15 protein-coding genes are annotated in these 15194 nt (G+C 66.9%); 1 reads left to right on the forward strand and 14 read right to left on the reverse strand.

What is annotated here, in order from left to right:
* Positions 1 to 1641: 1641 nt before the first annotated feature.
* Positions 1642 to 1968 carry an immunity protein CdiI family protein gene (locus NZH93_RS48105; RefSeq protein ID WP_259630088.1) on the forward strand — a complete coding sequence of 109 codons (327 nt, stop codon included), beginning with the start codon at positions 1642 to 1644 and terminating at the stop codon, positions 1966 to 1968.
* A gap of 125 nt (positions 1969 to 2093) precedes the next feature.
* Here the strand turns inward: NZH93_RS48105 and NZH93_RS48110 are convergent, their stop codons facing one another.
* The 14 genes from NZH93_RS48110 to NZH93_RS48175 all read right to left on the reverse strand — a co-directional run bounded on the left by NZH93_RS48110 (position 2094) and on the right by NZH93_RS48175 (position 15138).
* Entirely contained in the window at positions 2094 to 3695 is a 1602-nt protein-coding gene (locus NZH93_RS48110) for a recombinase family protein (RefSeq protein WP_259630089.1), read from the reverse strand.
* Between the two features lie 191 nt (positions 3696 to 3886).
* The gene (locus NZH93_RS48115; protein WP_259630090.1) at positions 3887 to 4057 is read right to left on the reverse strand and encodes a hypothetical protein; all 171 of its coding nucleotides are present in this window, start codon (positions 4055 to 4057) and stop codon (positions 3887 to 3889) included.
* Positions 4054 to 4761 (reverse strand): GP88 family protein, encoded by a 708-nt coding sequence (locus NZH93_RS48120; protein WP_443742694.1) that lies wholly within the window; start codon positions 4759 to 4761, stop codon positions 4054 to 4056. The genes NZH93_RS48115 and NZH93_RS48120 overlap by 4 nt, the downstream gene beginning before the upstream one ends.
* Before the next feature lie 51 nt (positions 4762 to 4812).
* Positions 4813 to 5256 (reverse strand): hypothetical protein, encoded by a 444-nt coding sequence (locus NZH93_RS48125; RefSeq protein ID WP_259630091.1) that lies wholly within the window; start codon positions 5254 to 5256, stop codon positions 4813 to 4815.
* Positions 5238 to 6212: a GH25 family lysozyme gene (locus tag NZH93_RS48130; RefSeq protein WP_259630092.1), complete on the reverse strand. Its 975-nt coding sequence runs from the start codon at positions 6210 to 6212 to the stop codon at positions 5238 to 5240. Before NZH93_RS48130 ends, NZH93_RS48125 begins: the two co-directional genes overlap by 19 nt.
* Positions 6213 to 6298: 86 nt before the next feature.
* Positions 6299 to 6631, reverse strand: coding sequence for a hypothetical protein (locus NZH93_RS48135; RefSeq protein ID WP_259630093.1), 333 nt, complete (start codon positions 6629 to 6631; stop codon positions 6299 to 6301).
* Positions 6632 to 7171: 540 nt separating this feature from the next.
* Entirely contained in the window at positions 7172 to 9379 is a 2208-nt protein-coding gene (locus tag NZH93_RS48140) for a hypothetical protein (protein WP_259630094.1), read from the reverse strand.
* On the reverse strand, positions 9366 to 10160 hold the full coding sequence (locus NZH93_RS48145; protein ID WP_259630095.1) for a hypothetical protein: 795 nt from the start codon (positions 10158 to 10160) through the stop codon (positions 9366 to 9368). Before NZH93_RS48145 ends, NZH93_RS48140 begins: the two co-directional genes overlap by 14 nt.
* Before the next feature lie 4 nt (positions 10161 to 10164).
* Positions 10165 to 13035, reverse strand: a complete 2871-nt coding sequence (locus tag NZH93_RS48150) for a phage tail protein (protein WP_259630096.1) — start codon at positions 13033 to 13035, stop codon at positions 10165 to 10167.
* A gap of 48 nt (positions 13036 to 13083) precedes the next feature.
* Complete coding sequence (locus NZH93_RS48155; RefSeq protein WP_259630097.1) at positions 13084 to 13569, reverse strand: hypothetical protein; 486 nt, start codon at positions 13567 to 13569, stop codon at positions 13084 to 13086.
* The gene (locus NZH93_RS48160) at positions 13485 to 13763 is read right to left on the reverse strand and encodes a hypothetical protein (RefSeq protein ID WP_259630098.1); all 279 of its coding nucleotides are present in this window, start codon (positions 13761 to 13763) and stop codon (positions 13485 to 13487) included. The genes NZH93_RS48155 and NZH93_RS48160 overlap by 85 nt, the downstream gene beginning before the upstream one ends.
* On the reverse strand, positions 13760 to 14398 hold the full coding sequence (locus tag NZH93_RS48165) for a phage tail tube protein (RefSeq protein WP_259630099.1): 639 nt from the start codon (positions 14396 to 14398) through the stop codon (positions 13760 to 13762). Before NZH93_RS48165 ends, NZH93_RS48160 begins: the two co-directional genes overlap by 4 nt.
* 9 nt (positions 14399 to 14407) lie before the next feature.
* Positions 14408 to 14827, reverse strand: coding sequence for a hypothetical protein (locus NZH93_RS48170; RefSeq protein ID WP_259630100.1), 420 nt, complete (start codon positions 14825 to 14827; stop codon positions 14408 to 14410).
* Positions 14824 to 15138, reverse strand: coding sequence for a hypothetical protein (locus tag NZH93_RS48175; RefSeq protein WP_259630101.1), 315 nt, complete (start codon positions 15136 to 15138; stop codon positions 14824 to 14826). Before NZH93_RS48175 ends, NZH93_RS48170 begins: the two co-directional genes overlap by 4 nt.
* Positions 15139 to 15194 lie beyond the last annotated feature (56 nt).

Below are 15194 nucleotides of genomic sequence, written 5' to 3' on the forward strand. Positions count from 1 at the left end.
AGCCTCTTAGTCTCCGGCGTGCGGCAAGTAAGCATTGTCTGCTCCTATTAAAGTAAGAACAGCGACAACTTGAAGGAGCTCGGGTCGCGTTTATTTGTCAGTACAGCTGATGGGTAATTCGAACATCAATCGGTGATGCCTGCTGGTGTGAAACCGGCAGCGGAGAGCTCTCCGGGCATGCGGGACACCGGTCTGGTCGCCATATGAGCGGCGCGAGCGGTTTCCTGAAGGGCTGTTTGCGATGTTGCGAATGTGGAAGGACTTGCCGGGCGTGCAGATTGGAGTGTTGCGCTTAAGGTCGCATGGTTCACCGGTGATGCTTTCACAGGTCGCACTCCCTTTCTCCTGCGGGTCACGTAAATGCAGCAGGGGCTCAGAACCGACTAAAAGTGCAGGTCAATCGTCATTGATTCAAAAATCATCGGTTGTGAATCGCAATGCGTGCAATCAGGATTGCGCCGTTCGGTCCTGTGTCGCATGTGGGCATGCGTGGGCGTAGTGCAGTTCAGGAGTTGCAAGGACGGTTTCCTGTGTGGTGAAGTTTGTTTCCCTGTCCAATTCTTCACGCTCCACATACGCTGGAAATGCAAGCGGCTGCAAGGATGCCAGCGCCCGATAGAGCGGCCGCCACGACAACGCACCCAGATCCTGTGGTTACCCAGCTTTCCCTGGTGGTTGTCAACTTGTCATGTATTGTTTCGCGCCGGTCCTTTAGTAGGAACACGGCTGCTTGCTCCGAAGATTGACCTTCCGGTACGGCGTAGGCGATCCACGCTGCCACACCGGGAAAGGTCATGAGCAGTACATCGTTTTCCCATCCTGCCTCGCGAACTCGCAAGGCCGCTTGGGCCTCGGTAGAACCCTCCGTGCCCGTTTCTAGATGAGCTTGAAGATCTTCTTGCGCTTCTTGTTGCGTGTTGAAGTACCTTCCATGGTCCGATACCGACAAGTCGGCTTCGCCCTGGATTCTGATGCAAGCCCAACTCCATCTCACCGCCATGACCTTCGCTCCTCCGCGTGTCGCTGCGCCAGTCAAATTTACCATCCTATAGGATTGTTGGAAAATATGAGCATTCCTACCTGGGTGGATAACTGCTGACCAATCGAGGTTCGGCAAACTTCACCGACCGCACCCACTGGATCTTCGCTGGCAGATGTCGATGGGGACGATTGGGGCTCCGACGACGAAGGTTCACTCAATCGGAGGAAGGTAATTCATGCGTCACGACGATTGGCAGAGGGCGGCCTGAGCCACTCGGAGCACGCGACTTGGGTCTCGCGGGCGCGCAAGCGCGAGTTGGACATGGTCTGCTTGATACAGGAGTCAAGGCGCTGAAGGCGTACACCAAGGGTGACCGCACCCATGCCGTCTCAGACCTGTCCGCTGGTCAGTCCATTGCGTCACCGAGGTGGTGTACCGCGCCGCCACCGAGGGCGAGTACACCGGCAACTACCAGGGTGAGCCACCTGGACGGCCGATCTTCGAGGTTCCGTACGGTGGACAGACGCACTACGCCACGGTCCAGATCGGTGACAACGGCTTCATCGTCGATGCCAACACGCGCAGCGCGGACACGCCCTTCGAGGGCCCCAACGTGATCCGCGCGCGGATACGGACCCGAACTACCGAGGTTGGGAAGAATGGGCAGGCTGCCTTCGATCCGTGTGACATCCGAGTGGGGTGCATTCCCGTTCTGGGTCCGCGTTTCCAGGGAAGTGATCCCCGACAACTGCTCGGCTGAGCGGCTGGTGTCCGAGTACGGGGCGCTTGGAGATATGGCGGCTGCTACCGATGCCTGGGATGACGAGTTCCAGGCCGTCTACAACCGCAGCGACCCGGAGAGCCTGGGCTTCCCCGGCGAGGCGACCACGGCGGCGTGGCACGAGCGGGGTGAGCGGTTGGCCGCGGCGTTGCCGGTGCGGTCCGAGTTTCACACCGCACGTGGGGATCGTGTGTTCGGTGTTTGAGGCTGGCACCTGTTGGTGCCGTTCACACTGCGGTGTGTGGAGCAAACCTGGAGCAGACGGGAGAGCCGAACGGCGTGCGACGGCTTCGAACGGCGGTGAACGGCACCGGCTGACGTGCTGGTTCTCTATTTGTGCTGGTCAGGGCGTCGGCCGGGCCGCGCTGGCAGTGTGAGGGTCAGGGGTTCGAGTCCCCTCAGCTCCACCAGAGGTAGACATGCACGAACACCAGGAGCGGAAGCCGATAATTCGGTTTCCGCTCCTTTTGCGTCTGCCGGTTGTGGTACCCGAAAGACTGGGACTATTCGGTCCGGGCTCAGGATCTTGATCTGCACAACCAGCGCTTCTACGACTGCCTTACGTTGATTCGCGTTGCCACCACCGAAGATCTCGGTGATGTGGTTGTTGACCTGGGCGAGGGTTGCCGCGTCGGGCATGGTCGGTTCGGTTTCCAGTTCCGCCACGAGTTCTGCTTGGCGTTCACGAAGTTGTCGCTGTGTAGTGCGGTGCCGCAGCAGGCGTTCCTTCGCGGAGTCGTCATTGGCGTCGAACAGGTCGGCCTCGAAGGCGTCGAGATACTTGTCGATCTTCGAGGTGACCTTGCCGATCTCAGCTTGGACGGTGCGTAGTTCGGTGGTCGCGGTGTCGTGGTTGGACTCGTGAAGTTGGCGGGCAACGTCGACCGCTTGCTGCATCAGGCTTTGCTGACTGCGGTAGAACGATGAGACCGCGCCCAGGACGGCTTGGTCGAGCGCGTCTGCGTTGATGCGTTCCATGTCGCACGTGTCCGTGCCGTACTTCTGCCGCGTCACGCAGGTGTAGTAGCGGTAGGTCTTGGTCTTGCCGGTTGCGCGCGTGCCGACCATCGCCTTGCCGCACTTGGGACAGGGAAGACGACCGGTGGCGATGTAGTCCGAACCGCTTGCGGCGCTGTGGGAGGCGCTCTCGCCGCGTTGGTCGAGAAGGTGTTGCGCCTCCGCGAACTGCTCGGGGCTGATCAGACCCGGATGAGCGTTCTCCGTGGTGATCTCGCGAAAGCTGATCTCCCCGATGTACATCCGGTTCTCCAGGATCTGGAGTATGCGTCGATACGACCACAGCCCTCCAGAGCCTGACCGGAAGCCGCGCTCGTTCAACACCTTTGCCACCGCTCGTGATCCGAGCCGATCCTTCGTGTAGAGATCGAAGATCAACCGGATGATCGCGGCCTCGGAATCGTGCGCGTAGAGGACGTGAGTCTTCGGATCCTTGAGATATCCGAAAGGCCTCTTCCCGCCCTTGTACTGCCCGCGAGCGGCCTTGCGTTCCATCCCGGAAGTGACGCGATCGATGATCATGTCGCGTTCGAATTGAGCGAACATCGACAGCATCTGGAGCAGCAATCGCCCCATGGGGGTGGATGTGTCGAACGGTTCGGTCGCCGAGCGGAAGGCCACTCCGGACTGGTCCAGTTCATCGAGGAGGGTGACCGTGTCGCGCAGGTTTCGAGAGAAGCGGTCGACCCGGTACACCAGCAGCACGTCGATCCTGCCCGACCGCGCCCAGTGCAGGGCTTTCTGAAGATCCGGCCGGTTGGTGTTCGCCCCCGACGCGTCATCGCTGAACTTCTTGACGATCCGCCACCCCGGCTGCGACGCGACGTAGCTCTCCAGCCGTGTGTCCTGTGCGTCGATCGTGTACGGCTGGTTCTCGTCGTCGGTGCTGCGGCGCGTGTAGGTGGCGACTCGCACGTCCGAGAGTTCGACCTGTGCCGCTTTCCGGACTCTCGCCGTGGTGGCGCGTCTAGACAAGAATTCCCCCCTTGAGTCGGCTTTGGAATGACTGAATGGGCGAGGATTTGCACAAGGCTTTGCTTGAGGTGCTTATTTCACGGTTCACCTGTTCAAATTACCATTTAATTGAGTTCTGTAATGCTTGACTCCTATTTATTTCCCTGGTGCTCATTCCATGAGTTGACCAATGTTGCGAGATGGTTCACAGCAGCGGAATGGGCAGCCTGTTCGAGCGGCACGGTCTCGACGTGATCCACGGTCCATGCCACGGTGTGGGGTTCAGGGATGGCGTTCAAGACTTCCTCGATTGGATCGGTCATCGGCGTACACCGTCGGAGCCTCGTGACCTGCGAGCCCGCTCGGAGGCCTGCCATTCCCGGAAGGTTCGTTGGCCGATCACGCGCTTGAGGTGCGGGATGTTGTTCTGCCGCATCCCGACGGGTGCGGGACCGAGCACGGCGAGAAGGTCGCTCGCGGCGTTGGAGTGCCACCCCGCCGTGGTGATGGCTTGCTCGTCGGGGAAGACGTCGGCAACGCGATCGGTGTCCGGGTCCAGCAGGTGGTCTTCCTTGCCGCCGTAGGAGAAGACGTAGAGGAAGTTGAGCGGGGAATCGGGTTGTACGAGTCGTCGGAAGCGACTGACTTCCTTGGTGTAGCTGTAAAACGTCACGTCGGGTACTTGGCGAGCGATGCGAAGCCAGGCCGATAGGTAGTCGTCGCTGAAGTAGTCCCCGGCGTCGTGTACTCGCAGGAACTTGCCTCGGTACTTCGGTGCGGCCAGTTCGGAGAGCACGTCCTGTTCCCACTGCGGCAGGTCGTCCAGGATCCGCATTAGGTTGCGTTCATGCTTGGCTTTGACTGAGGCGAAGGCGTATCGGCCGACGCGGGCGTAGCAGACTGCCGCGCACACTCCGGCTGCCGGACAGGTGTTGTAGGTGCGGCCGTCGGGCAGACGTCCGGCCCACGCCGGTAGGGAGAAGGTGAAGATCCCGTACCGGCGCAGGCCGGAGTTCTGCGTGATCAGCCGCTCGGGTCGACGACGTCGTGGGGCTGTGTCGCCCAGGGTGGTCACCTCCTACTTGAAGCCGAACGGCATCGGCTCGGGTGCGGGGATCAGTGGGGTGCCGTCGGTGTCGCGCGGATCGGACACGGGGGTGACCTTGTGCTCGGTGGCGATGACGACGCCGAAGGTGCCGAGCAGGACCAGGACCGCGTTGATCACGGCGGCGGTGGCGGAGCCCTGGGTGTCGGTGAGCACGCCCGCGCCGACGAGGCCGGAGACCAGGGCGAGGGTGCCGCCGATCCAGGACGCTGCGGTGCGCAGCGGGCGGGGACGGGGGTCGGTCATGGGGGTTTCCTCCTGTGTTGGGTGGTCGGTGCTGTGGTGGTCGAGCCACACGACGAAGGCGCGGGCCGCCTTGTAGGCGAGCCAGAGGGCGAGGGCGAGGCTGACCACGAGCGAGCCGCCCGGCGCGAGACCGAGCGGCTCGTGGTCGTGGGTCAGGGGCGGTTGATCCACGCCCCTGCTCGGATCAGGTTCGGGTTGGGGATGCCGTTGAGGCTGGCGATGGCAGCAACGGTGGTGCCCCACCGGATCGCGAGTGCGGAGAGGGTGTCGCCGGGCTGGATCTGGTAGGCCTCGCCGCTGCCGTCTCCGCCGGAGCCGGGCACGCGGAGCACCTGGCCCACGCCGATGAGGTCGGGGTTGGGGATGCCGTTGACGCTGGCAAGCGCGGCAACGGTGGTGCCGAAGCGGACGGCGATGCCGGACAGGGTGTCGCCCCAGACCACGGTGTAGCTGCTCCAGTCGGCGGGCGGGGTCGGGTCTGACGGACCGGGACCGGGACCGGGGGCGGGCGCGCCGTCGAGGACCATCGAGGCCAGCGACCAGCCGGGCATGGTGACGTTGCGGTCGACGTGTCCGGCGAACCCGTTCACGTTGCCCTTGCTGGTGTGCTGGTGCATCCCGAGTCGGGGGTGGACGTAGTCGACGGTGCCGGGGTCGCCGTTGTACTGGGCGCACCACAGGATCACGTCGCCGTCGGTCCATTCGTCGGGGCGTAGCCGGGTGGTGAACCAGTTCTGGTTGGCGTAGACGAGGATCTGGCGGCGGCCGGAGCGTTCGCGGTAGAGCCGGATGAACTCGGAGATGAAGCCGTTGGGGTCGCCGAAGCCGTCGGCTTCCATGTCGAGCATCGGCCACAGCGACCCGGAGTCGAGCAGGCCGCGGGCGAGCAGGTTGGCCACGAAGTGGTCGACCTGGGCGCTGATGTTGCCGGGCTGGGCGAAGTGGTAGCCGCCGGTGCGGATGCCGACACCGCGGGCGCCGTTGATCTGGCTGTCGGCGGCGGGGTTGGTGTAGTCGTCAGCTTCGGTGACCTTCACCGAGCACCCGGTGATGTTGTGGTCGCGCACGGCGGTCCAGTCGATGCTGGTGCCCTGCCACGAGCTGATGTCGACGAGGTAGTCGGTCAAGCGGGTGTTCCTCCTGATTTCGGGCATGACGAAGCAGCCGAGCACCGGGGTGGTGTCGGCTCGCGGGTCTGCTGGTGGGTGTGGAGCTAGGTGGTGTGGCCGCGTAGGGCTTGGGCGGCGGCGTCCTCGGCGACGCGGCGGCGGTCGCGCTCGGCGTCCAGTTCGTCCTCAAGCTCAGCTAGACGGCGTTCAAGTTCGCCGAGGCGAGCACGGAGGGCGGTGAGTTCGGCGGCGTGCGCGATGCGCATCGCAGACAGTTCGGCGGTGTGCTGGGTTTCGCGGGCGGACAGCGCGGCGAGGTACTCGGCGCGGTCGGCGCGGTTAGCAGTCATCAAACGGTGATTGGCAGAGAGCAGATAACCCACGACGATGACGAGCGCCCCCGCAATACCGAGGTTCGGCAGTGCAGCGAGGTCCAAGCAGCCTCCTTTCTGTTGGCAGTGAGAGCAGAAGCCATCACGTTCAGCTGAACGGGTGACACCATCACGCGGCGATGAGCGCGCAGACACGAAGTGGTACCGTTTGGCAGGTCTGGGACGAACACCTCGGACCGCGTGAAGAGACAACACCTTGTTTGACCGGAGTGTTTCGTCGACCGTTGGACTGGCGGTCGTTCGAGCCGGAACACTCTGAACACCTTGTAGTTGCGAAACGAACCACCCGCCAGCATGGCGGCTGGACGCTCGAACCGGTTGCCGGAGCTGGAGCGCGCGTGGTTTCGTCGATTATTTGGGCTTTCGTCCTCCTTGTGCTGGCCTTCTTGGTTGCGTTCAGCGCCTACCAGGCCCGTGTGATGTGGAAGGACGACCCGAAAGCTAGGCGCATGAGCGCGCGCGCACAGGTGTGGCGGATGTCCGGCACCTTCGAGATCGAGCGCGAGATAGATCCCAGCCTGACGCCACCCACAGCTGTTACTCGATCGAGGAGCAGCTCTCGGCGTCGTTCTCGCCGCCGTTAGCTCAGGGCACGCGAATGCCCTCGCCCAGCAGGACCGCGCGGGCACCGGGATCCAACAGCGGATCAGGGGACAGCCCGGCGTCGAAGGGTGGGCCGGGGCTGAGGGTGGCGCGCAGGGTAAGTACTTGTCGGACGCGTCCTTGGTCGTCGCCGTTGGTGCGGATGCCGACCACCCACGCCGGAGTGGTCAGGGCCGCGCCGACGGTGTCGGTGATGCGCACGAGGTCGCCGAGTTGGATGCGTGGGTCGGGCAGGATCTCGACGTCGCCGAGCACGGGTAGCGGGCTGGACGCGACGGCCAGCAGGTAGGCCGCGACCGATGACGCCGCGGTGGAGGTCTGGAGCCAGGGTGTGGCGGGGACTTGGTAGACCTGTGGGCCGTAGCGGCTGACGCTGGTGGTGTCGGTGCGCCGCAGAGACCGGCGGGAGGGGCTGCCGGTGGCCAGTTCGACGGAGTAGATCGACAGCGACGCGACGTTGGCCGAGGTGACCATGAAGACGGTGGCGGATCCGGTGTTGCGGAAGGTGATCCGCATCTGTGCGCCGTCGCGTTCGGTGGTGGATTCGACTTGTCCGTGGACGCCGCCGCTGCCGTCGCTGACGGTGGCCCACCGGACCCGTGAGGTGGTGCTGGGTGTGGTGGTGACGTAGGCGATCGGGGGTGGGCTGTCGTACTCGGTGACGTCGTAGTCGTAGGTCAGGGTCAGGGAGGAGAACCCTGGGATGCTGCGGCGGACGGTCTCGGTAAACCGTTCCCGCGTGGTCCCAGACGAGGTGTAGATGGAGTAGGGGACGTCGATGACGTTGCGGACGGAGTCGATCGCCTCCGACACTTGCAGGCTCGCGATCTCCCGCGCGCTGGCCGCGGTGAGGACCGGGGTTCCGGGTGTGGTGAAGCGAGAGTTGTTGCGGTAGCGGAAGATCCCGTGTTCATCGAAGGACGCGGTGGCTTGTTCGGCCTGGGCGACCGCGCCGATCACCTCCCACGCCGAGCCCTCGGTGGGTGGGATCGCGGTCAGGGTACTGGTGATCGCGTCGAGTACCGCGCCGCGCTGCCAGACGTAGTCCTCGAACTGGGCACGGGTGGGCGGGAAGGTCATCATGGCGACCTGGACGGCCTCGACCGGAACCCCGGCGGTCAGCGACACGTAGTTGAGTTGGGTGCCGCTGGCGGGCAGTCTGCCGAGGGTGCCGGGGTCGAACTCGCGGTAGAACCCGCCCGGCCCGGACATGTAGATGCGCGCGGTCGGTTGGGTGCCGGTGAACGACCAGTGGCAGCCTAGGTGCCAGCGCCCGAGCGGCAGTGTGTCGAAGAAGATGACCACGGTCCCGCCGTCGGTGGCAGCCGTGGCGCGGTTGTTCTTGAAGTCCACGCCGAACTCGACGGAGTTGGTGGCGCCGTCGGCTTGGTAGAAGCAGGACAGGAACGCGGTGCCGGTGTCGGGGCCGATGGCGCTGGTGTCCACCCACATCTCGGTCCACAGGTTGCGTCCGGGAACGGTGGTGCGGGTACGCGGATCCCAGCGGACGGTGAACGAGACCGTGGTGGCACCGGGGAGCGCGGCCATCTCCCACGGGGCGCGGTCGCGCAGGTAGCCGATGGATCCGGAGTGGGTGCGGTAGAAGCCGATGTCGGGGGCGATGCCGCCGTGCATGGAGGAGTAGAAGATGCACTCGGGGCGCGGTGGTGGTGCGGTGTGGATGTCGGCGTCGCGCAGCAGGCTGTCCACGATCCACACCCCCGACGCGATCGGCACGGTGTTGACCGAGACGGCGACCGGGAGCCGTGCGGCGCCGCGGAGTCGTTCCGCGCCGTCGAGCGCGGACAACTCGACCTGCCCGGTGCCGGAGTCGGCGGACCGGTCCCGCACCAGGCCCCGGAACGCGGGGAGTGCGTCTTCGGCCAGGCCCCAGCCGTGCAGCACGGATTGGCGGGGGCGGGCGATGTCGGCGGTGGCGTGGGGTGCGTAGGGGCTGTAGAGCTGGGCTGCGGTCTGGGTGTCGGTGCCGGACAGGGTGAGCCGCAGTTCTGCGGCGGCGCTGCCGTTGGTGGCGCGCATCGGGGCGGGTAGGTCGGAGTCGTAGGCGCGGTCCAGCGACCAGGAGGTGACCTGGTCGGTGAGGTCGCGTCCACCGAGGCGGGTGAGGCTGGTGTGGACGCGTTCGGCCTCGCCGAGGGCGGCGGTCAGTTCGGGGTCAGCTTCGAGCACGGCGCACCTCCACCAGGGTCAGCGACAGGTCACGGGCGGTCGCGGTAGGGCGGTCGGTGTAGCCGGTGACGGCCATCGCGGGGCACCCGTCCCCGATCGGCAAGGGGCTGGGGAGCGGGGTGGGATCGGCGAGGCGGAGCAGTGCCGGGCCGACGGGGATGGGAGTGGTGAGCGGGCCGGGGACGATCGCCGGTTTGACGAACAGTGTCCGATCCGGCGGTTCGGCGGTGATCGTGGCTCCGGCTCTCGACGTCCAGGAAGACAGCCCGGCGGCGTTGAACCAGTAGAGCTGGACTTCGCTGGTCGATGCGGGAAACGAGGTGGTGAAGGTGAGCCGCTGGCCTGCGGGCACTGGCCAGCCTGGCCAGAAGGGGTGTTGCCAGCGCAGCACCGAGGTTGAGCTGGTTCCGGTGAGGGTGACCGTCCGGTCCGGCTGTTGGACGAGGCTGCCTTGACCTGTCAGTTCCCAGGAACTGACAGGTCCGAAGCCCTGAGACTGCGTGCCGTCGAGCAGGTTGCGCGTGCTGGGGTCGAGCACCGCGAGCGGACTCGGACCGAACACGCGCCGTGCCAACGCGTCCAGCCATTCGGCGTCACCGGGTTGCAGCCCGGTCCAGGAGAGAGCAAGGCGGCGGGGCGGCGTCGGCAGACTGGTCACCGTCACCGCCCCACCCAGCGCCTGGAACTCGGTCACACTCAAGGAGACCGACCGGTCGAACTCTTGTGCGGCGTCATCGACGGCGCGCAGCCGACCGGGCGGCCCGATCCACAGCGATGGCATCGGGTCACCTCCGGGACAGCACGCGGTTTCCCTCGGCGGTGGCGCGGGCGATCTCGGTCGTGCCGACCTGCACCACGACCGGGCGGGCCGCCAGCTCCCGAACGGCGTCGGTGAACGCCGCCAGGTCCGCCGCCGTGACGGGCTGTTCCGTCGACCTCGGCTCGGCCGCGCCTACGGTCCGAGTTACCCGACTGGTGATGTCCACCGTGGAGCGTTCGAGGGTGAGCGGGATGCGTCGGGTGAAGTCGGCCAGGTAGTTGCGGACGGCGGGTTCGCCGTCCTCCAATCCGGTCACCAGGCCTCGCATCAACAGGACACCGTTGGCACGCAATAGGGTCCGGTCGCGTGCGGGTGGGCCCTTCCACGACGGCAGGAGATTGGTCAACTGGGCGAGCTTGTTCTTGACCGTCTGGAACATCGACTCGATCCCGCGTAGCAGGCCGCCGATGATGTCGCGGCCGATCTGGAGCAGCAGGGAGCCGACGTCGCCCAGCGCCCCGACGATGCGGCCCGGCAGGTTGGCGACGTAGCTGAGCAGGCCGCCGGTCGCGAGGTCGATCCCGGACACGATCGAGCGAAACGCGCCGAGCACGAGTTCCTTCGCGCCGTTCCAGGCTCGGTCCCAGTCGCCGGTGAAGATCCCGATGAACAGATCGAGCCCGCCTTGCAAGGCTTGCAGCGCGCCGGAGACTACCGAGACGATCCGGTCGAACACGGGCACGACGACGTAGTCGATCAGGAACGTCAGGACCGGGATCAAACCGTCGGTGAACGCCGCCGCGACCTTCGCGATGGCGGCCGTCCAGGTCGCGAGCAGACCGGCCGCTTGGAGCACAAGCGGCAGCAATTTCGTGATCAGCTCCACCGCTGGTGGCAGCAGCGCGGACACGAGTTCCAGCAGCACGGGCAGCAGCGGCACCAGGCCCTCGGACCAAATCCGCATCCACGCTTCCGCCAACGGCGGCAGCAGCGGCAGCAGTCCGACTAGCGCGGTGGTGAGCACCTCGCCGAGCAGTCGGCCGGTCTCCACGAGGCTCGGTGTCGCGGCGGCCAGTCCGACGCTGAGCACGTCGGCGAGCTGCTCAACCACGCCCACGACGACCGGGAGCACCGGCATGACCGCCTGGAGCGCGGCCAGCAGCACCGCCGAGAACACCTCGGCCAGTTGACCGACCAGCGGGAGCACGGCCGCCAACGCGGTGAGCAGCGATCCCGCCAGCTCGGCCGCGATCGGTGTCAGGACCGTGAGCAGCGCCGACAGCGCGGGTGCCGCGATCCGTAGGGCTTGGACGAGCAACTGTCCTAGTTGGACGATGATGGGCGCGGCGGCGCGGGCCAGGGCGAGTAGCGCGGGCGAGAGTTCGCGGACACCGTCGGCGAGCGCTCCGCCGACGAGTTCGTTCACGACCAGCGACACGGCCGGAGCCAGCTCCGCCACCACGCCCGAGAGCAGCGTCAGCACCGGTACCAGCACCGACGCCAACGCCTGCGCGGCAGTCCCGGCCAGCGGAGCCAGTGCCCCGAGGATCGCGCCCAGGGGGGTGGCAGCACCGGTCAGGGTGCCCAGCGCGGCGGCGACCATCGGCCCCAACACCGCGATGGCGGGAGCGACGTCGGAGGCGAGCACCGACGCGAGCGACATCAGCAGCGGCAGAAGCGCTCCCGCGACTGCTCCCAGACCGCTGAAGATCTGTTGCAGTGCAACGGTTCCCTCCGTGCTGCGGAGGAAGGCGAGCAGTCCGCCGGTGACGGCGTTGAGGGTGCCGAGCAGTCCAGCGCCGCCCTGGTCGGCCGCCGCGAACAGCGTGCCGACGATCCGGGCCACGTTGGTCAGCAACGTGAACAGGTTGCCCAGCGCGGACAGCCCGGCGGACATCCATTGCCGGAGTTGGCCGGTCTCGCGCGCGGTGGCGATGAACGTGGCGAAGGTGTCCGCGCTGTCGGCTAGCCCGGAGGCGAAGCCCGGCAGGAAGTCCGAGCCCACGGCGGCAATGTCGCGCAGGGCCCGCAGCAGCGGCGCGAACCCGGCCGAGAGGTAGCGCACCGATTGGCCGGTGTTGTCCAGGATCAGCGTGACGTCGTCGACGGTGCGGGCTTCGCGGCCGAACTCGCCGAGTCCGCGGGCACCGACGTTGAAGCCCGCGGCGACCTCGGACAGCCCACCGCGCAGGACCGGCAGGTAGGTGCCGCCCAGCTTGGTGACCTGTTCGCCGAGGTCGGCGAACAGGGCGGTTTGGATGTCGAGCTTGAGGTCGTCGAACTCGGGTTTCAGTGCGCGGACGGCGTCGCTGGTGGCCCGCATGGCGGGCGGGAAGTCCTTGACCGCTTTGGCGTACTTCTCCGGGGTGTCGGCCTTGAGCGCGTCGGACAGGCCGTCGACGCCGAGCTTGAGCGTCTGCACCGCCACCGCCGCCGCGATACCCACGGCGGGCAGCACCAGCAGCGACCCCGACGCCGTGGCCGCCGCCGACCCGAGCCCACCCACGAGGCTGATGGCCTGGGCCAGGGCTCCGGCCAGCGCGGCGTACTTCAGCGTGGAAGCGCCGACGGCGGCGGTGTTGCCGGTCAGTCCGGTGACGCCCCGGTCCAGATCCGCCATCCCACGCAGCGCGGTACCCAGGGACTTGTCGAGCACGACCTTGAGCGAGACGTTCTTGTTCGACAGGCGACGGTGGACCTGGTCGAACTGGGCTTCGGCGGTCGCGGAGTCGAGTTCGGCCAACAACCGGATCGCGGTCTGATCGCCCTCGCGAGCGGCGGCTACGAGCTGTTGGCGCAGCAGGTGGGTCTGGATCTGCGCGGTGAGGGAGATCGAGGGGGCGCCGCGTTCGGCGGCGTTGATCTCGCCGCGCAGATGCTGCCCGAGTCCCTGCAAGGAGGGCAGGATCTTGAGGTAGGCGTGTCCGACTGTGGCCAGAGGGGATCACGCCCCTCGCATCCACAGCGCGATCTCACGCAGGGACTTGGTCTCGGGTTCACCCCCAGCCGCAGCCGGGGCGGAAGTGTCCGAGGTGGATGGAGGATCGAGAGGACTGGTCAAGTCGTCGTCAGCGACGGTGTGCCCGAGGGCCTGGGCGACGGTGGCCCACAACAACGTGACTCGGCGTTCCAGCACGGCTAGCAGCAACCCTTGACGGGTCCAGCCCGCATCCGGTCCGGCGGTGCGCCACACAGCAGCGTCCTCGGGGAGGTTGGCCACGAGCGCGCAGACCCGCCGCAGGGGCAGGGTTCCCCGGTAGAGGTCGAGCAGGTCGACCCCGTAGCGCAGCAGGTCGGTTTCGAGGGCTTCGGCGGTGGTGTCGTCGGCCAGCAGGCGGACGACGGTCAGGGGTTTCCCCGCCCCAACTCCCTCATCACCGAGCGGGAGAAGTCCTCGGCGTCGGCGGCCGTGGACGCCATCGACCGCCACGTCCGGTACTGGGCATCGCCCAGGATGAGCCGCAGCGCGGCCAGGTGGCGGCCGTCTTCCTCGGCTTCCATCGCGTCGAGGGGGAAGGTGTCGGCGGTGGGCAGGGTGAAACGGGTGCCGCGCCACATCACCGCCCGATCGGACCGGACGGCCGGGGGTTGGCGGGTGGCCTCGCGGCGCTGGCGGTTGCTCACAGGGCATCTCCTCGATCAGGCGTCGTGGTGGCGGCGAGTGCGCCGCCACCGGGTGCGGCGAGCAGGACGGCGGGGTCGTCGGTGAGCCACACGGCCAGCGCGGTCGACCCGCCGATCGGGGCCAGCGCAGCGAAGGTCAAACCCCAGCGGGCCTCTTGGGTGCGTGACCACTGGGCGTCCTGGGTCTCGGAGACCTCGGCGCGCGGGACGTAGAGCCGGTGGTGGTAGACCTGGGTGGCCGAGACGTAGTCGACCCAGTCCACGCACAGCGCCCGTTCGTCGCCCTTGGGGACGCTGGAGATCTCGGCCCGGTATTTCTTGGACCCGGCGGCCGTTTCGGCGAACACCAGCCCACCGAAGTACGCGGACAGCACGATGCCCTTGGTCTCCTGAAACACCGAGGCGACAGTGAGTTCCTGCTTGGTGTAGATGTAGCGCGCCGGGGTGAGCTGCTGCCAGTGCTCCGTACCGGTCTTCTCCACCGCCCGCTTCATCGTCACACCATCGTTGGTGGACAACCCCAGCCCGGTCCACGCCGCCGGTAGCGCCGTGGTGGCATCGGGTGGCTCGGGGGTGCCCGGTGGGCCGAGCGAGAGTTCCCCGGTACCGGGGACGCGGACAAGGGAACTGTTCAACGCCAAGGGTTACCTCCTGGTCGGCGTGCGCGCGTAGACCGCCACGGCGGCTGTCGCGAGGGGTTGGTCGGTGTGCGGGTCGAGTCCGGCGACCGGTCCGGCCACCGGCTCGGCGGTGATCAGGACGCCCGCGTCGTGGTGGTCGCACAGCAGCGCCAACGCCAGTCCCGCAACGGCTTTCGCGGTGTGTTCGCTGCGGTGCCAGCAGGTCAACCGGATCACCGCGCGTTCCACGGCGGGCCACGTCCAGGTGTGGCCGTCCTCGGCGACCAGCAGCCACGGCAACGACGGCGGACCGCCCTGCGGACCGTGGCCGGTCTCGGTGGACACCTTCGCCCCCGCAACTTCGAGTTCGGGTCGGGCGGCCAGTAGCGGGCGCAGCATCCGGACGACCAACTCGGCCACGTCGACCGGGACCGGCAGGGTCACGCTTTGTTCACCTCCAGACCTGCCACGGTCAGCCCGGCCGCCTCGGCGGCGCGTTTGAGCACCCCGTGGCGGGCTTCCATGCCGACCCCGGCGGGGTGCCGCACGGCGACGGTGACGCCCACCCGGTCGCGGTTGGGGTCGTCGAACACGTCGACCGGCAGCGGCTCGCCCGAGGCGACACGGTGGCTGCCGCTGCGGGCGATCCCGGCCACCTCGTCGGCCACGCCCTGGATCACCGCGCCGAACTCGGCGGAGGCCAGCAGTTCGGCGACCCCGTCACGGTCGATCTCGACCCTCTCGAACGCAGGCATCGGTCATCCCTCCACGTGGGTGAGTCGGGCTTCGTAGTGGGTATGGCCGAACCGCG

The sequence above is a fragment of the Umezawaea endophytica genome, assembly GCF_025061645.1.
Classification (GTDB): domain Bacteria; phylum Actinomycetota; class Actinomycetes; order Mycobacteriales; family Pseudonocardiaceae; genus Umezawaea; species Umezawaea endophytica.